The sequence below is a fragment of the Superficieibacter electus genome, assembly GCF_002915575.1.
Classification (GTDB): Bacteria; Pseudomonadota; Gammaproteobacteria; order Enterobacterales; family Enterobacteriaceae; genus Superficieibacter; species Superficieibacter electus.
Map to the genome: position 1 here is coordinate 130,055 of NZ_PQGD01000001.1, position 16,355 is coordinate 146,409.

General features: G+C 53.4%; 13 protein-coding genes. All 13 read right to left on the minus strand.

Annotated features, from left to right (window positions below; translation table 11 throughout):
* Positions 1–6 precede the first annotated feature (6 nt).
* The 13 genes from CHU32_RS00720 to fcl all read right to left on the minus strand — a co-directional run bounded on the left by CHU32_RS00720 (position 7) and on the right by fcl (position 16,353).
* Complete coding sequence (locus CHU32_RS00720) at positions 7–903, minus strand: glycosyltransferase family 2 protein (RefSeq protein ID WP_176691600.1); 897 nt, start codon at positions 901–903, stop codon at positions 7–9.
* A complete protein-coding gene (locus CHU32_RS00725) occupies positions 888–2,129 on the minus strand; it encodes an oligosaccharide flippase family protein (RefSeq protein ID WP_103674175.1) in 1,242 nt (413 codons plus the stop codon). The genes CHU32_RS00720 and CHU32_RS00725 overlap by 16 nt, the downstream gene beginning before the upstream one ends.
* A gap of 449 nt (positions 2,130–2,578) precedes the next feature.
* Complete coding sequence (galF, locus tag CHU32_RS00730; protein WP_103674176.1) at positions 2,579–3,475, minus strand: UTP--glucose-1-phosphate uridylyltransferase GalF; 897 nt, start codon at positions 3,473–3,475, stop codon at positions 2,579–2,581.
* 147 nt (positions 3,476–3,622) lie between these two features.
* Positions 3,623–5,029, minus strand: a complete 1,407-nt coding sequence (gene wcaM / locus CHU32_RS00735; RefSeq protein ID WP_103674177.1) for a colanic acid biosynthesis protein WcaM — start codon at positions 5,027–5,029, stop codon at positions 3,623–3,625.
* An 11-nt stretch (positions 5,030–5,040) separates the two neighbouring features.
* Complete coding sequence (wcaL, locus tag CHU32_RS00740; RefSeq protein ID WP_103674178.1) at positions 5,041–6,261, minus strand: colanic acid biosynthesis glycosyltransferase WcaL; 1,221 nt, start codon at positions 6,259–6,261, stop codon at positions 5,041–5,043.
* Entirely contained in the window at positions 6,258–7,538 is a 1,281-nt protein-coding gene (wcaK, locus tag CHU32_RS00745; protein ID WP_103674179.1) for a colanic acid biosynthesis pyruvyl transferase WcaK, read from the minus strand. The genes wcaL and wcaK overlap by 4 nt, the downstream gene beginning before the upstream one ends.
* Positions 7,539–7,560: 22 nt before the next feature.
* On the minus strand, positions 7,561–9,039 hold the full coding sequence (locus CHU32_RS00750) for an MOP flippase family protein (protein ID WP_103674180.1): 1,479 nt from the start codon (positions 9,037–9,039) through the stop codon (positions 7,561–7,563).
* 10 nt (positions 9,040–9,049) lie between these two features.
* Positions 9,050–10,432 carry an undecaprenyl-phosphate glucose phosphotransferase gene (gene wcaJ, locus CHU32_RS00755; RefSeq protein ID WP_103674181.1) on the minus strand — a complete coding sequence of 461 codons (1,383 nt, stop codon included), beginning with the start codon at positions 10,430–10,432 and terminating at the stop codon, positions 9,050–9,052.
* Positions 10,433–10,590: 158 nt separating this feature from the next.
* On the minus strand, positions 10,591–11,961 hold the full coding sequence (cpsG, locus tag CHU32_RS00760) for a colanic acid biosynthesis phosphomannomutase CpsG (protein WP_103750757.1): 1,371 nt from the start codon (positions 11,959–11,961) through the stop codon (positions 10,591–10,593).
* A gap of 212 nt (positions 11,962–12,173) precedes the next feature.
* On the minus strand, positions 12,174–13,610 hold the full coding sequence (cpsB, locus tag CHU32_RS00765) for a mannose-1-phosphate guanyltransferase (RefSeq protein ID WP_103674183.1): 1,437 nt from the start codon (positions 13,608–13,610) through the stop codon (positions 12,174–12,176).
* A 1-nt stretch (position 13,611) separates the two neighbouring features.
* Positions 13,612–14,838, minus strand: coding sequence for a colanic acid biosynthesis fucosyltransferase WcaI (wcaI, locus tag CHU32_RS00770; protein WP_103750758.1), 1,227 nt, complete (start codon positions 14,836–14,838; stop codon positions 13,612–13,614).
* A gap of 7 nt (positions 14,839–14,845) precedes the next feature.
* Complete coding sequence (locus CHU32_RS00775) at positions 14,846–15,385, minus strand: GDP-mannose mannosyl hydrolase (protein WP_103750759.1); 540 nt, start codon at positions 15,383–15,385, stop codon at positions 14,846–14,848.
* Between the two features lie 2 nt (positions 15,386–15,387).
* Positions 15,388–16,353, minus strand: coding sequence for a GDP-L-fucose synthase (fcl, locus tag CHU32_RS00780; protein ID WP_103674186.1), 966 nt, complete (start codon positions 16,351–16,353; stop codon positions 15,388–15,390).
* Positions 16,354–16,355: the final 2 nt, after the last annotated feature.

Consider the following 16,355-nt stretch of genomic DNA (forward strand, 5'->3'; position numbering starts at 1 on the left):
AATGCATTATTCCCCATTGAGGGAATGATTTTTTTTAAGGCCATCACTTATCCCTTTCAATATATAAGACATTCTTTTTCTTTTAGGTGAAATCATCGAAAATATTAAAAATTTAATAGGCATCATCGAGATAAGCTTGATTTTATATTTAAATGGAAAGTGGGGTTCTCTTAATGAGAAGATCCAATTTCGATAAACATAATATAATCTTATTGGGGACCCCACGTTGATAGATTTGCCAAAAAAAAGGCTAATATCTTTAGCGCCAAGGTTATGTTTCATAGCTACCTTCGTCGTCATTAATATATGATATCCAAGGTATCTTGCCCTATAACACCATTCAATATCAATTGAATCTATAAACCATTCAGCTTTATTTAGGCCAACTATAGAAAAGATTTCTGTATTATATAATGTGCCCGAAGAAATGATTGATTTTACGCTATATATAGTAGGTAACAAGCAAACACTATTTTTGAAATATTTTTCATAACGGACATTATCTCTCTCATTTATAACTGAGGGACCAATGCACGCCACTTTATTTCCAAGGGATTGTTTTGCTAAATTATATTCTTCATATAAACAATTAATCAACCCCTCTTGTACCGATGAATCTTGGTCAAACGTTATGACGAAATCTGAGTTTTCTTTGATCGCTCGCATGATAGCCAGATTTTGAGCATAAGCAATGCCAAGATTTTTTTTGAGCTGTATAATAATAATATCTTCGTCTTTTTTAAATAAATTAGCAACACCTTCCTGAATAGAAAAGGAATCACTGTTATCCACTAGAATAATTTTGTCAACCTGAGATTTTATTGAGATGATATTTTTATATAACAACTCTAAAGAAGGATTATAAGAAACTACCAATGCTGTGATTTTTACACTTGATTGCATATATAACATCTCTTTCTAAATATAAACATCAATATCGAAGCCATTGTTTCTGTAAGCAAAACAGACAAAGCTGCACCCAGAGCACCATAAATATGTACAAGTAATGGCATATAAGCTAAATGTAAGACCGAAACTACTAAATAAATTGTTCGAAGAATTTTTGTTTGACCGCGAACTAAATATAAATTTTGTGCAAAAGCTATCCCAAATGATATAGAAATTATGCTTAACGACAAGGCGTAATAGACACTTATTCCGGAAATAAATTCCGCACCTAGAAAAATTTTATATACATAATCACTTAAGAGTATTAAAATCATTACTAATACAATAGCAAAAGATACTAAAATACATGAAGATTTAAACCATAATTTAAAGAAATCTTTTGAATCAACTTTTGATATTCTCGGAAAAAATGCCTGCGCAATTGGATAGAGAACACCTTGTGCAGCACCTTTTAATTTATCAGCACTAGAATAATAACCAGATTCGATCGGATTTTTTGCAAAACCTAAATAAACCAATGTTAATGAACTATAGATATTAGTAAAAACATTAGAGATAAATATATCGAAACCACTTTTAAATCTTTTTTTAATTTCAATAGAGGTAGTTCTAATGAACAATGAAAAGTTTAATTTGCAAACCATATATAATATTGAAAGTATATTGGGGATAATAATATTAAAACTATAAGCCAACATTGCAAAGTCAATATCATTTTTATTTTTTACAAAAAACAACACAAATATAATTGAAAGTATACGAGATATTGTTGATGAAATAACAATAAATCCTGTTTTTTCTTTTCCGATAAAGAAATAGCTTTGATTGAATATAGTTGAAAATATTGAAACAATCATAATAAAATAACAAACAGTATTTTCATTATATTTTGTAAGAATAGCTCCCGCCCCGACACATATAACACATAACAAAAACATTAAAGATCTACAATAGATGATTTCAGTAACTACATTTTGCTCTTGTTTTTTGTTCTCAGCTCTTGCTATGTCTCTTGAACCCGTTAAAGTAAAGCCATATTCTACAAGCATAATCATATACTGCTGAGCAGCCAAGAATATCGATAATATGCCAAAGTTTGATACTCCCAAACTTTTAGTTATCACAGGCAATGTTATGAATGGAAACAAATATATACTACCGCGAACCAGAAAAAGGTGAAAAATAGACCTGATAGGTATATCCTTAATTAATTTTCTCATTTATATATCTTATACCTATTTTATTTTACCCAAGTTAATTTATTAACAATAATAGTATTAAAAGAAAATAAAATTTTTTAGCCAAAAAAATAATTTATTTTAGAGATAGTGTAAGAATATACTAAATCACGCTACCGCCCCTGGCTCGACAGCTACCAGTCCACTGTAACCACTTCACGTTTCATCTGCGCGCACGATCCCCGGGCACACAAAATGCATACTAAATCCTTCATCAACGACAACATCATTGTTATATGAATTTAACTCAGAGACAAGAAAATTCTTAATCTACATAATAAAAAATGTGTCTAAGCCTACCATTTTTAGTTGTTGATAGATAAGACAAAAACAAAACGGCAGTGGAATCATGATATGAGTAAAAACTCAAACATCATAATTCCACTGCCGTTGTCAGTATGGATTAACCGCGCCCCTAGAAGGGGTATTTGTTATCCTGCGCTAAGCAATTTTTTAATACTTTCGCGGAATTTTGCACCCTCATTCAGGTTACGCAGACCATAATTAACAAAGGCCTTCATATACCCCATTTTTTTACCGCAGTCGTAGCTGTCACCCGTCATTAGCATGGCATCAACGGACTGCTTTTTAGCAAGTTCAGCGATAGCATCAGTAAGCTGGATACGGCCCCAGGCACCGGCTTTAGTACGCTCCAGTTCTGGCCAGATGTCGGCGGAAAGCACATAGCGACCGACGGCCATCAGATCGGAATCCAGCGTTTGCGGCTGATCCGGCTTTTCAATAAATTCAACGATACGGCTAACGTTACCTGCATTATCAATAGGCTCTTTAATCTGAATAACAGAATATTCAGAGAGATCGCCTTCCATTCTTTTCGCCAGCACCTGGCTGCGTCCCGTCTCCTTAAAGCGAGCGACCATTGCCGCCAGGTTATAGCGCAATGGGTCTGCGGTCGCGGTATCGAGGATAATATCGGGCAGCACAACGATGAAAGGATTATCGCCGATAATTGGTTGAGCGCAAAGAATCGAATGGCCGAGGCCAAGTGGCTGAGCTTGACGCACGTTCATAATGGTGACACCCGGAGGGCAGATGGATTGCACTTCAGCCAGCAGCTGACGCTTAACGCGCTGCTCCAGGAGCGCTTCCAGCTCATAGGACGTGTCAAAATGGTTTTCAACGGCGTTTTTGGAAGAGTGAGTGACCAGAACGATCTCTTTGATCCCTGCAGCAACAATCTCGTCGACGATGTACTGAATCATAGGCTTGTCGACAATCGGTAGCATCTCTTTCGGAATGGCCTTCGTGGCAGGCAACATGTGCATCCCTAAGCCCGCTACCGGTATAACCGCTTTCAAATTAATCATTATTTCTTCCACCTATAAATGATTTGTGAATTATAGACTCTAAAAATGTTTTATCCAGCCAGTTTTGGGATGATACGCCTTATCGCTGCTGAAAACCCGGGTTGAATTCTGAAGCGAGGCGTTTGATGTCCAGGAATCGTCGTAAAATTAGCGTCCCGGCAAATGAAAATTCACCCCTTCCACCCTCGCCACCTTCTGATCCAACCTATCGATGTCAACCGAACTCTCCCCTTTCTCGTTGACGGCTTTGATATTTGCCATTGAGAGCAACGTGTCGTCGCGGGCCATAAACTTACCGCGGACATCCTTACGCAGGTCGAAGTTGAGCTTTAAGGCCGGGCCGCGACGCGCCTCCTGCATGACGTTGATGTTACGCATGAAAAGGTGCTGCGGTTTGTTATGAAACTCCAGCGAGGCGCGGGTGGTGGTGAGATTGGTGATGGAGACGAACGAGGTGGCGTTGCCTGAAGAGATTTGAATGCCGCGCAGTTTCCACGGCAGATCGCCGTTATTGATGTGGATATTATTCAGGCGAAAGTTCTGCGGAATGGAGAGATAATTGCCTTTAATCACGCCGTAACCAATTAACATTCCGGCGCTGTTTTCCATATCGATATTATCAATGACGAAATTATCACAGCCATAAATAGCTACCGTGGCGTTATCAATGCCGGCGTTTTTGCTGTATTTCGGGGTAATATCCCGCGCTTTAACGTTGCGGATAATAAAATGTTTGCCGTTCTCAACGTGCACCAGCTGGCGGCAGTGGCTGCCGGTGATGTTAGCGACGACAAAGTTTTTTACCGTCATCTGTTCCGGATAATCGTTATCGTAGGTGCTGCCCGCGAGGCCAATGCCGATGCCCCAGTTGATTTTACCGTTGGTGCAGTCGATGTGCTCAATCACATGGTCGGAGATCAGAATATCGCGGTCGTTGATGGCGACGTTCCACTCAATCGCATCGCCCTGCAGGTAGCTGAAGTGGCTGCGCGTGATTTTTGCATTCTCCACCGCGTCGTGGAACCCCTGGCGCAGAATGCCGTAGTTGGCTTTGGTGACGGTGATGTTATCAATCGTCAGGTTGTGCATGGTCTGCTTTTTTTTGGTGCCGATGAAGATCTGCGCCACCGGCCCGTAGCCACTCAATGTTACTCCCTGGATAACGCAATCCGAGCCGCGCACGTCGAGCATGATGTTATACAGGCTGGAGCCGGGCTTGCCGAGGATCTGACAGCCATCGCTAAGGTTAAACCGTCCACGACCATTGCCCTTTAGCGCACCCAGTACGCGCAGGGTTTTACCCGGCGGCATCGTGATACTGGTATTGATGTTATCGCATACCACGCCTTTGGGGACTTCAACGGTGTCCGCCGCCGCAAACGCCAGTCTGAAGGCGCGGATCCAGTCGTTGCCGGTATTGAAATCACGAATATCTACCGCCTTCTTACCCTCAAGGGCACGCGCCAGCGGGCTGTGAAGCAGTGGAAGTACGGCTAGCGCGGAGCTTGCCGACAGGAAATGACGGCGGGAGAGTTCTTGCGGATGTTTACCCATGGGACCTCGTTTTAAAGCGTTGGCAGCAGGCTGGCGAGGCGCTGGTTAATCACCTGCTGATTGAATTCAGTTTCGACTTTTTGCCGCGCGCGGTTGAGGACGGGAGCCAGCGTGTCCTCGTCCAGCGTTGTGCATAAGGCCAGCCGTGACGCCAGCGCGGCGGCGTCATTCTCGGCCACCAGCCAGCCGGATTTCCCGTTATCGATAAGTTCAGGGATACCGCTGTGGACGGTTGAAACCACCGGAATGCCAACCGCCATTGCTTCCATCAGCGCAACCGGAATGCCTTCCATGTCGCCATCCTCGCCGGTGATCGACGGCAGAAGGAACACATCGGCCTCATCCAGCAGCGTTTTGACTTCATGACCGGGACGGAAGCCGCACATCTCCACCACGTCCTCCAGTTGATATTGTTCGATCAGCGTGCGCAGCCGCCGCTCCCACGGGCCGAGGCCGAGAATGCGGTAGTGGAAGCTGACGCCCTGCGCTTTAAGCTGACGGCAGGCCTCGATGGCGACGTGCAGCCCTTTTTTCTCGGTCAGGCGCGCGACGGAGATGATCTTCAGCGTTTCGCCCGGTGCTTTGAGCGGGCGACGGGAGAAGCGCTGCATATCGACGCCCATCCGGGAGACCACCACCTTCTCCGGCGGGCATCCCATCCCGCGCAGTCGTTCCCCCCACAGTTCACTGATCGGCAGCATCGCATCTCCGGTGCGAAAGAGCTGCTGATACTGCGGGGTATAGCGGGCGAGGACCTCTCGGCTGGAGATATCAATACCGTGAAAAATGGTGGCAATTTTGCCTTTGATAACGCCCAGTTCGCGCAGGCGGCTGGCGGTAACCCCCGCCGGGCCGAAATGCGCGAGGTAGACGTCGGCGCTAAACGTGTGCGGTGCCGTCGCACAGATCGCCGGCAGGATCAGGTTACGCGCTTCATCACCGTAGCGGCCGACGTTCAGCGCCCGCCACACGGCGGGCTTGTATGCTCCTTTCAACATACTGAAGGCGCGGTAACGCAGTTTTGCCAGTTTGTTCTGCGGCTCGTCCTGCAACCAGTGGGTTTTTTCTGCCAGTCGATACTCGTGAAAGGCAGGATGCGTGTTCTGCAAATCGCCTTTTTGCAGCGCGACGATCTCCACCTCATAGCCCATGTCGATAAACGCGACGATCTGGTTGAGCACGAAGGTCTCCGACGACAGCGGGAATTTCAGCAGAAAGAAGCCGACCTTCATTTGGCCTCCCGGATCCTGTCCAGCACGGAGCCAATCATGGCGAAGCCTTTTTCACGTTCGGCGGTGACTGCCTCATTCACTTTTGCGCTGAGCGCGGGCAGCTGGTTGAGGATATCGGCGACAACGCCCTTTAACGAGCCATCGAGCAGATGGCGGATGTCGATCGCCATCTCCGGCATCCCCACCTGCTGCATGATCCCGGCGGATTTGTGCTCGTAGTTGATGGCGACAGCTGGGGTGCCGAAGTTCATCGAGATGATCGCCGAGTGCAGGCGCGTACCGATGGTCAGCACACATTCGGCGAGGATTTTGCCGAGCTCTACGTCGTTCAGTTCATCCATCGCAATATGCAGTTGCTCAGGATATTTCACGTACTGCGCCATACGCAGCGCGACCATCCGGTCATCGCGGTTATAGCGGTCGATACTGGTACAGGTGGAAAGCACCAGCACCTGATAGCCGTCTTCCATCAGGCGATTCACCACTTCGGCAAAGGCTTGCTCGTAAGCCTGCTGGGTGGTGCCGAGGCGTTTGTCGAACGGTTCGAGATCGCGCAGGGTGATGGCGACGGTTTTCTGGCGGCGCGCCACCTCCAGCCAGTGCTGTACCGCATAGCTGGGAGTAAAGGTGTCGTGGCGGCGATCCACCAGCCAGGCGGTATCCACGCCCTGCTCGACTTTACTGGTATCAATATTGCTCTTTTCCATCAGATCGCGGCTGACGGTTTCGCGCAGGATCAGCGCATTGGTACGGGCAAACACATAATTTGCCAGCTGATTAAAGTCCGGGTTCTGGAACGGCCCGACGCTGTGGCCGACCATATAGATCGGCTTGTTGGCCATAAAGGCGCAGAACGGATATTCGAAGTGGGTCAGGCCGTAGAGATCGACATAGTTCGATCCGCCTACCTGGATGATCGCGTCGTAGTTTTTCAGGAACTCGGCGAAGCGGTTGAATTCCGGGGCGATGCGAAAATTACGCAGGCGGCCTTCGCCAGTGACTTTCGCCAGTAAAATGCGGTGCTGGTAGCGGCGACGCAGGACTTTTTTCACCCGTCCGCTCATGCCTGCCGCCGCCTGTTGCTTCTGGCTGAGCTGATACAGCGGATCGGCCATGATAGCGCGGCCCTGTAGCCAGGACGAACTCACCGGGAAGCGACTCATCACATCCAGTTCCGCCTCAGGCTCCTGACGAGTGATAGCGTCAATCAGTCCACGCATAATGGCGCTGTCGCCACGGTTTCCACAGGTGTGATTACCCAAAATTAATAATTTCATTATCGCCTCTGAAAGGTGTTTATTAATGCGCCCGCAGCAGCGTTTTTAACTTATCGCTGCGGCAAAACGGCTTTTTCATTTCCACTACCAGGCTGTTGCGCGAAAGCACCAGCACCAGCCCAAAACTGATAACGCCTGCGGCGACCTGCGCGGCAAACAGCAGCGGCAGAGAGATACGTCCCGCCAGCAGGTCGCCCAACGCATAGCTGATGATCAGCGTCGGCAATGAAAGCCGCAGCGGCAGCCACAGACTCTGCAAATACTGTTTATAGCTTGGCCCGACTACCGGTTTGATCATCACGAAATAGCTCAGAATGGTGTTGAGGATCTGTACCAGCAGGAAGCCCAGCGTCACGCCAATGACGCCCGCCAGATGTCCGCCGATCAGGATCGCCGGGATAAACAGGAAGGTTTTAAAGACGTTGAATTTAAAACTCAGATCCACCCGCGCCCGCGCCATCAGCAGCGAACCGATGGGATTGCCCACCGAGCGCAGCAGGCCGACGACGCACAGCAGTTGCAGTACGGGCACGATGGCCATCCACTTTTCGCCAAACACCAGCAGGACGAAATTATTCGAGACCACCATCAGCCCCAGCAGCGCCGGAAAGTTAATGATCCCCACCACCGACAGCAGTTTGTAGAAGTTAGTCCGCAGCTTCGCGGTGTCGTCCTGAATTTTGGCGAACGCCGGAAACAGCACGCGGGTAATGATCGGGTTCAGCTTCATCGGCGGCACCACTGCAACGTTCCACGCGAGGTTATAGCCCCCCGCCGCGCTGGCCCCGAGAATACGCGCCAGCGCCAGCGTCGACAGGTTGGTGTTGACGTAGTTGATGATGCTGTCCGCCGTCAGCCATGCGCCGAAGCGCAGGTTCGGCGCGACGGAACGCAGGGAAAAGTGCAGGCCGGGACGGTAAATCTTGCGGCCAAACCAGCCGAACAGCAGGGTGCGCACCGCGCTGTTGACCAGGTAACCGAGGATCGCGGTCATGGCGACAGGCCAGTAGCGCGCGCTGATCACCGTGAAGGTAAATCCCGCCAGCACGGAAAGCGTTTCAATGGCACCAATCTTGTTAAATTCCAGCTCTTTTTGCATCAGCGCACGGAACTGCTGGCCGTGCGGCGTCACCACAAAGGCCAGCGACAGGGTTTTAATCAGCGGAGCCAGATCCGGGTTATGCAGCAGCCCGGCAATGATATCGCTGAGTAAATAAATGGCGACGAACACCAGCACGCCCAGCCCGACGTTCAGCCAGTACAGGGTTGTCAACTCGCCGTAGCTGATTTCTTTACGCTGGATGATCGAATTGGCGATGCCAAAATCACACAGCGTATCGGCCAGGGCGATGATCACCAGCGAGATGGTCAGCAGGCCAAACTGATGACCGTCGAAAAGGCGTGCCAGAAGGGTCATCTGAATCAGCCCCAGACCGATGATGATCACCGTGGCGATGGCTGACCATTTTGCGCCGCTAAGGGTTTTTTCACGTAAACTCATCGACGTTCCCTCAGTAGGCCGCTTTATTGACGAAGCCTTTGAACACCGTCAGGAAAACGATCTTGATGTCGAACCACAGGCTCCATTCACGGATGTATTCCAGGTCGAATTCAATGCGTTTTTCCATCTTTTCAAGGGTGTCCGTTTCGCCGCGCCAGCCGTTGATCTGCGCCCAGCCGGTGATGCCCGGTTTGACTTTGTGACGCAGCATGTAGCCTTCAATCAGCGCCCGGTACTGTTCGTTATGCGCCACCGCATGTGGCCGCGGGCCAACGATGGACATACCGCCGGTGAGGACGTTGATAAACTGCGGCAGTTCATCCAGCGAGGTGCGGCGCAGGAAGTTGCCAACCGGCGTCACGCGCGGATCGTTCTGGGTGGCCTGAGTCACTACGGCGTCGTTTTCCATTACCCGCATGGAGCGGAATTTCCAGACCATGATCGGCTTACCGTCCATGCCGTAGCGGGTCTGGCGGAAAATGACCGGCCCCGGCGACGTGAGTTTTACCGCCAGCGCGATGCAGCACAGCGCCGGGGAAATCAGCAGCAGGATCAGCGTGGCCAGCACGATATCCTCCAGCCGTTTGAGGATGCGGTTAATACCGGACAGCGGCGTGTCGTACAGCGGCACTACCGGTACGCCATTCACCTCTTCCACCCGTGAGTGCAGGATGTTGAAGGTAAAAAGATCGGGGATCAGGATCACCGAGCAGGTGGTGTCCGCCAGATCGCGCACCAGTTTTTTGATACAGGCTTCGTCCTGCATCGCCATCGCGATGTAGATATTATGAATTCTGCCGTCGCGCGCATCGTCAACCAGCTGCGTGATGTCGCCAACCCGTTCGTTTTTATCGTTATCGTGGTAAACCCCCACCACCTCATAGCCCAGCCACGGCTGGTTACGGAAACTTTGCAGCAGCGCCTGTCCGGCAGGCAGTTCTCCCGCAACGGCTACCCGGCGGGAGTTATAGCCAAGATTGCGCAGCCAGCCCGCGCCAAAGCGGATCATCGTCCGGCACGAGACCATGCCGAAGGTGCTCAGCAGATACCATGCCATCAGCGTCATAAAGCTGTGGTCAAAATCGTCGTTGAAGGCCATTAACCCGGTGCCGAAAATCAGGCTCAGGGTCCAGTTCTGGATCAGCAGCAGCAGTTCGGTGGTCATCCTGACGCCGCGCCACGAGCGGTAGAAGTCCGTCATTCCACCAATCATCTGAAAGACGACCAGGGTGATCAGCGCCATGAGCAGATGCATATATAAAAACGGCAGCGCGCTGACCTGACAAACCACCCATAGTCCACCGAACATGATGGTGATGTCAGAAAATCGCTGCACCATTGAGATTAACGATGCATTCGTTTTGGCTCGCTCGCGCTTTTTTAGAGTCGTCATCGTTGTTCCTTTGTTTTCCCTTGCTTTGCGTTGGTCAGCTTCCCCTCACCCCCAGGGAGAGGGAGAAATCACTTCCACCTCTCCAGGGGGTAGCGGCCATTCCCTCTCCCTGAGGGAGAGGGTTAGGGTGAGGGGGAAACCACCTGGCCCAAAGCCTGTTACTGGTTAAGCAGCGCCAGAATCGCCTCAGTCTGTGCCTGCATCAGCGCAGTATCGGCGCGCGACTCCACGTTCAGGCGCACTACCGGCTCGGTGTTGGACGAGCGCAGGTTAAAGCGCCAGTCGGCAAAGGCGAGACTGATGCCATCTGTGCGGTCGGTCTCCAGCGCCTGCGGCGCAAAATGCGCCTCCACCCGGGCGATGGCCGTCGCCGGATCGGCCAGTTTGCTGTTGATCTCACCGCTCGCCGGGAACGCCGCCATCCGGTCGCGTACCAGTTCGCCCAGCGACTGCCCTTTCAGGCACAGCAGTTCCGTCACCAGCAGCCACGGGATCATCCCGCTGTCGCAGTAGGCGAAATCGCGGAAGTAGTGATGCGCGCTCATTTCGCCGCCGTAGATGGCGTCTTCTTCGCGCATCCGCTCCTTGATGAACGCATGGCCGGTTTTCGACATCACCGGCACCCCGCCCGCCGCGCTCACCACATCTACGGTGTTCCAGGAAAGACGCGGGTCGTGGATGATCTTCGCGCCAGGGTGTTTTTCGAGGAACGCTTCCGCCAGCAGGCCGACGATGTAGTAGCCCTCGATAAACTGCCCGCTCTCGTCAAACAGGAAGCAGCGGTCGAAGTCGCCGTCAAAGGCAATTCCCATATCCGCGCCGTGTTTAATGACCGCGTTGCGGGTATCGGCGCGGCACTCCGGCAGCAGCGGGTTAGGAATGCCGTTGGGGAAGTTGCCGTCCGGGGTGTTGTGAACCTTGATAAACTCCACCGGAACGTTCAGCGCTTTAAAACGCGCTTCAATGGCGTCCACCACCGGACCCGCCGCGCCGTTGCCGGAGTTGATGACCAGCTTCAGCGGCGTCAGGGTTTGTACATTGATGTAGCCGAGCAGATGGTCGATATAGGCGGCACGCAGATCGATATGCTGATAGCTGCCGCGTTTCGCCGGGTTAACCGGCGGGAAGTCGTTGGCTTCTGCCAGACGCTGCACATCGCGCAGGCCGGTATCGCCGCTGATAGGACGCGCGCCCTTGCGCACCAGTTTCATGCCGTTGTAATCCATCGGATTATGGCTGGCGGTGACTTCAATGCCGCCGTCCACGCCGAGATGGAAAGTGGCGAAGTAGATCTCTTCGGTGCCGGAAAGGCCGATGTCCAGCACGTTAACGCCCGCATCGCGCAGGCCCTCTGCCAGCGCCAGCTTCAGCGCCTCGCTGGTCAGGCGCACGTCGCCGCCCAGCACTACGGTGTCCGGTTTCAGGTATTCGCCATACGCACGTCCAATCCGCCGGGCGATGTCTTCGTTCAGCTCCTCGCCCAGCCTGCCGCGAATGTCGTAGGCTTTAAAACAGGTTAATGTTGTCATATTTTTTTCTCTTCTTTAGATATATGAAGCTTTTACACACTTTGCCCGGTGGCGCTTCGCTTACCGGGCCTACGGGCTTACGTTCCCTCTCCCTCAGGGAGAGGGTTAGGGTGAGGGTGGTTTACGCTCCCGCACCGGCTGAATCATTTCCCCCTCACCCCTGCCCTCTCCCTGAGGGAGAGGGTGAGCACCAACGCTGCCGGCTCGGCGGGCTACACGCGCCCGTAGCGATCCTCAAACCGCACCACGTCGTCCTCTTCGAGATACGAACCGGAGCGCACTTCAATCAGGTCGAGCGGGATCTTGCCGGGGTTTTCCAGGCAGTGCGCCGCGCCGAGCGGGATGTAAATAGACTCGTTTTCGCCCAGCAGTTTGATCTCGCCGTTAATGGTGACTTTGGCGGTGCCCGCCACCACCACCCAGTGTTCGGCGCGGTGATGATGCATTTGCAGCGACAGCCCTTCGCCCGGCTTAACGGTGATGCGTTTCACCTGATAGCGATCCCCGGCGTCGATGGAGTCGTATTTGCCCCACGGGCGGTACACTTCACGATGGATATGGTGTTCGTGGCGGCCATCCGCTTTGATCTGCTCCACCACCTTTTTCACTTCCTGCACGTGATGACGATCGGCGATCAGCACCGCATCTTTGGTCTGCACGACCACCAGATCTTTCACCCCGACGGTGGTCACCAGGCCGGATTCAGCGTACACGTAGCTGTTTTCGGTGTTGTGGCTGATGACGTCGCCGTGATGGACGTTTCCCTCCGGCGTGTGGGCGCTGATTTCCCACAGCGAGGACCATGAGCCAACGTCGCTCCAGCCCGCATCCATCGGCACCACCACCGCGTCTGCCGTGCGCTCCATCACCGCATAGTCGATGGACTCTTCCGGGCAGGCGAGAAATGCCGCTTCGTCAACGCGAATAAAATCCAGGTCCGGGTCGACGGTGGCCATTGATTTTTCGCAGGCTTCCAGAATGTCCGGACGGTATTTTTTCAGCTCTTCGAGATAGCGTCCGGCGCGGAACAGAAACATACCGCTGTTCCAGTAGTATTCCCCGCTGGCGACGTAGGCCTGCGCGGTCGCCAGATCCGGTTTTTCGACAAACTGCGCCACCGAAAAGGCCACGCTGTCCTGTTCGCCCGGCGTGACCTCGCCGCGACGAATGTAGCCATAGCCGGTTTCCGGCAGATCCGGCACGATGCCAAAGGTCACCAGCTTGCCTGCCTGCGCATGGGGAATGGAGGCGGTGACCGCCGCACGAAACGCCGCTTCGTCCTGAATCATGTGATCCGCCGCCAGCACCAGCAGCAGCGGGTCGTCCTGCGGCGAGTTGCGGGTGGCCGCCAGCGCCGCCAGCGCAATAGCAGGCGCGGTGTTGCGCCCCGCCGGTTCAAGAATGATGTTCTCGGTCAGTTTGTTGAGCTGACGCAGCTGCTCGGCGACGATAAAGCGGTGCTGCTCGTTGCAGATCACCACCGGGCTTTCGCATTCGACGCCGTTCAGACGGCTGATGGTCGCCTGTAGCATGGTCAGTTCCCCTTTCAGGCAGAGGAACTGTTTAGGGTAGAGTACGCGGGACAGCGGCCATAAACGGCTACCGGATCCGCCCGCCATGACGACCGGATAGAGCGTGGGTTGACTCATGTTAGTGATCCCGAATATCTGAAATAAATTGGCTTAACACGTTCTCTTTTTCGAGCGTGCGTTCGGCATAGTCACGTGCCACCGTGTTGTTTTCCGGCATCAGCAGCGCCTGCTCAATACCGGTAACGAGGGCGTCAACCACTTCCGGCTCGACGCAGACGGCGATGCCCGGATACGTGCGGCAAAGCTGCCCTAATTCGGTTTCCGCTTCGGCGGTGATGACCGCGTTGCCGCCGACCGCCAGAATGTTGGTCAGTTTGGAAGGCAGCACCGCGTCCGCCGCGCCGCGCTTCTGGATAACCAGATGGCAGTCGCCCAGCGCGAGGAGCGCGGGCAGATCATCGTACGGTTGCAGCGGCAGAAAGCGGATATTGGTCAGGCTGCGATCGGCAACCATCTTCTCCAGCCGCGCTTTGCCCCCGCCCTGTCCGACAATCACAACGGCCCACGGCCGGTCACGCAGGCGGTCCGCCGCTTCAATCACATTCTCCAGTCCCTGCTTCTCGCCGATGTTGCCGGAGTAGAGGACGATCTTTAGCGCGTCATCCAGACCGAGTCGGCTGCGCAACGCGCTCACGTCCGCCGGAGCGACATGGCGAAAACGATCCACTTCCGACCAGTTAGGGAAAAAGATGATGTTATGCGCGGCGACGCCTTTTTCCTGCGCCTTGTTCATCATTGAGCGCGAGATGGTGGAGACTGCATCCACACCGAGCAGATTGCTGCGCTCAAACGCGGTCGCCAGGCGAGCGACTTTGCCGCTCTTGCCCTTGCCGGCCATGCCCAGTCCGAGCATGGCGTCCACTTCATAATCCTGAATATGCAGGACGGTGCGTGCGCCGCAGAGTTTTGCCAGCAGGCGCATGCCCGGCGTGCAGAACAGCGTCGGCACCACGCCGATAATGCGGTCCGGCTTCCAGCGGCGCTGCGCCATCAGCGGGAAAAAGCTGCTCAGCGCGAAGCTGCCGAGATGGATCAGACGCTTCAGGGTTGAGGGCTGCTTCGGCACGTAGAGCGGGCAGCGCCAGACGGTAGCGGCCCCCTCTTCGCGGCGGTAGCGCCAGGCGGAATAGCCCTTGCCTACTTTCCACTCCGGGTAGTAAGGCGGCGCGGTGATCACCCGTACTTCATGGCCCTGACGCGCCATCCACTCGACCATTTCGCCAGTGTATTTGCCGATGCCGGTCAGCTCGGGCGAGTAGTTAATGCCGTAAACGAGTATTTTCATATGCACATCATCCTTTGGCCTGCCCCAGTGCTGACGTGCCACCTTGATGCTGACCAAATGATTTTGTGCAAAACCCCGGCACTCCCGCCGGGCGTTCGGCAAGGAAGTTGGCGCGGCTGTTGTCGTGCACGTTGTCGCTCTCCAGAAGCGCCTCCGCCGTCAGCCAGCGGTACGCATTGTGCTGCTCGGTCGGCAGTTGCAGCGTGCTGGCGTCTACCCGCAGGCGGAACGCCAGCACCACGTAGTGCGTCGAGAAGCCGGTGCCGGAAAAGTTATCGTCATAAAAATGCTGCCAGCCGCCCCAGAATTCGCCTGCCGTCATTGGCAGGCTGACGCCCAGCTCCGCTTTCGTCAGACGGGCAAACGCCCGATCCAGCGGTTCATCCTTCTGTACGCGTCCGCCAGGAACGAACCAGTATCCCTGCGCCGGACGGTTGGTCCGCTGGCCGAGCAGAAACTCGCCGCGCTCGTTCTCCACGATCAGATCGATGGAGACCAGCGGCGTGGCGCGAACGACAGTGGCAAAATCTTCAGCGCTGAGAAACATTGTTACCCCCGGAACCGCTGCTGGTTTTCCAGAAACCACTGGTAGGTGCTGGCAAGCCCGGCCTCCAGAGTGATTTCATGGAACCAGCCGAGTTGATGCAGACGCGTGACGTCCAGCAGCTTGCGCGGCGTACCGTCAGGTTTGGTGGCGTCGAACACCACCCGCCCTTTAAAGCCCACCACCTGCGCCAGCGTCAGTGCCAGTTCACGGATGGTGCAGTCAACGCCGGTGCCGACGTTAATGTGCGACAGCATCGGCTCGGTGTTTTCCTGCCAGACGCTGCGATCCAGCTCCATCACGTGAATGCTGGCCGCCGCCATATCATCAACGTGCAGGAACTCGCGCATCGGCGTGCCGCTGCCCCAGACCACCACGTCCGACGCGTTTTGCTCCGTCGCCTCATGGAAGCGGCGCAGCAGCGCCGGGATCACGTGCGAGTTGCTCGGGTGAAAGTTATCGTTCGGCCCGTACAGATTGGTCGGCATCACCGAGCGGTAATCGCGGTCGTACTGGCGGTTATAAGACTCGCACAGTTTAATCCCGGCGATTTTGGCAATGGCGTACGGCTCGTTGGTCGGCTCCAGGGTGCCCTGGAGCAGTTCGCTTTCGGCCATCGGCTGTTTTGCCAGCTTCGGATAGATGCAGGACGATCCGAGAAACAGCAGCTTGTTCACGCCGTTGAGATGCGCAGCGTGAATGATGTTGCTCTCGATCATCATGTTTTCGTAGATGAAATCCGCCGGGTAAGTGTTATTCGCCACAATGCCGCCGACTTTCGCCGCCGCCAGATACACCTGGTCGATGCGTTGTTCGGCGAAAAATTGCTGCACCGCCGTCGGATCCAGCAGATTCAGCTCATCACGGCCGCGTAAAATCAGCTCCACGTCGCCGCGCTGTTCCAGCTGGCGAACAATGGCCGATCCCACCATGCCGCGATGTCCGGCCACAAAAATACGTTGTCTGGTCATGC

Excerpts from the sequence above, each read along its gene's own strand:
- galF (WP_103674176.1), bottom strand. The coding sequence starts at position 3,475 with ATGATTAATTTGAAAGCGGTTATACCGGTAGCGGGCTTAGGGATGCAC.
- wcaL (WP_103674178.1), bottom strand. The coding sequence starts at position 6,261 with ATGAAGGTCGGCTTCTTTCTGCTGAAATTCCCGCTGTCGTCGGAGACC.
- wcaJ (WP_103674181.1), bottom strand. The coding sequence starts at position 10,432 with ATGACGACTCTAAAAAAGCGCGAGCGAGCCAAAACGAATGCATCGTTA.
- wcaI (WP_103750758.1), bottom strand. The coding sequence starts at position 14,838 with ATGAAAATACTCGTTTACGGCATTAACTACTCGCCCGAGCTGACCGGC.
- CHU32_RS00720 (WP_176691600.1), bottom strand. The coding sequence starts at position 903 with ATGCAATCAAGTGTAAAAATCACAGCATTGGTAGTTTCTTATAATCCT.
- wcaK (WP_103674179.1), bottom strand. The coding sequence starts at position 7,538 with ATGAAATTATTAATTTTGGGTAATCACACCTGTGGAAACCGTGGCGAC.
- CHU32_RS00775 (WP_103750759.1), bottom strand. The coding sequence starts at position 15,385 with ATGTTTCTCAGCGCTGAAGATTTTGCCACTGTCGTTCGCGCCACGCCG.
- fcl (WP_103674186.1), bottom strand. The coding sequence starts at position 16,353 with ATGACCAGACAACGTATTTTTGTGGCCGGACATCGCGGCATGGTGGGA.
- CHU32_RS00725 (WP_103674175.1), bottom strand. The coding sequence starts at position 2,129 with ATGAGAAAATTAATTAAGGATATACCTATCAGGTCTATTTTTCACCTT.
- cpsG (WP_103750757.1), bottom strand. The coding sequence starts at position 11,961 with ATGACAACATTAACCTGTTTTAAAGCCTACGACATTCGCGGCAGGCTG.
- cpsB (WP_103674183.1), bottom strand. The coding sequence starts at position 13,610 with ATGAGTCAACCCACGCTCTATCCGGTCGTCATGGCGGGCGGATCCGGT.
- wcaM (WP_103674177.1), bottom strand. The coding sequence starts at position 5,029 with ATGGGTAAACATCCGCAAGAACTCTCCCGCCGTCATTTCCTGTCGGCA.
- CHU32_RS00750 (WP_103674180.1), bottom strand. The coding sequence starts at position 9,039 with ATGAGTTTACGTGAAAAAACCCTTAGCGGCGCAAAATGGTCAGCCATC.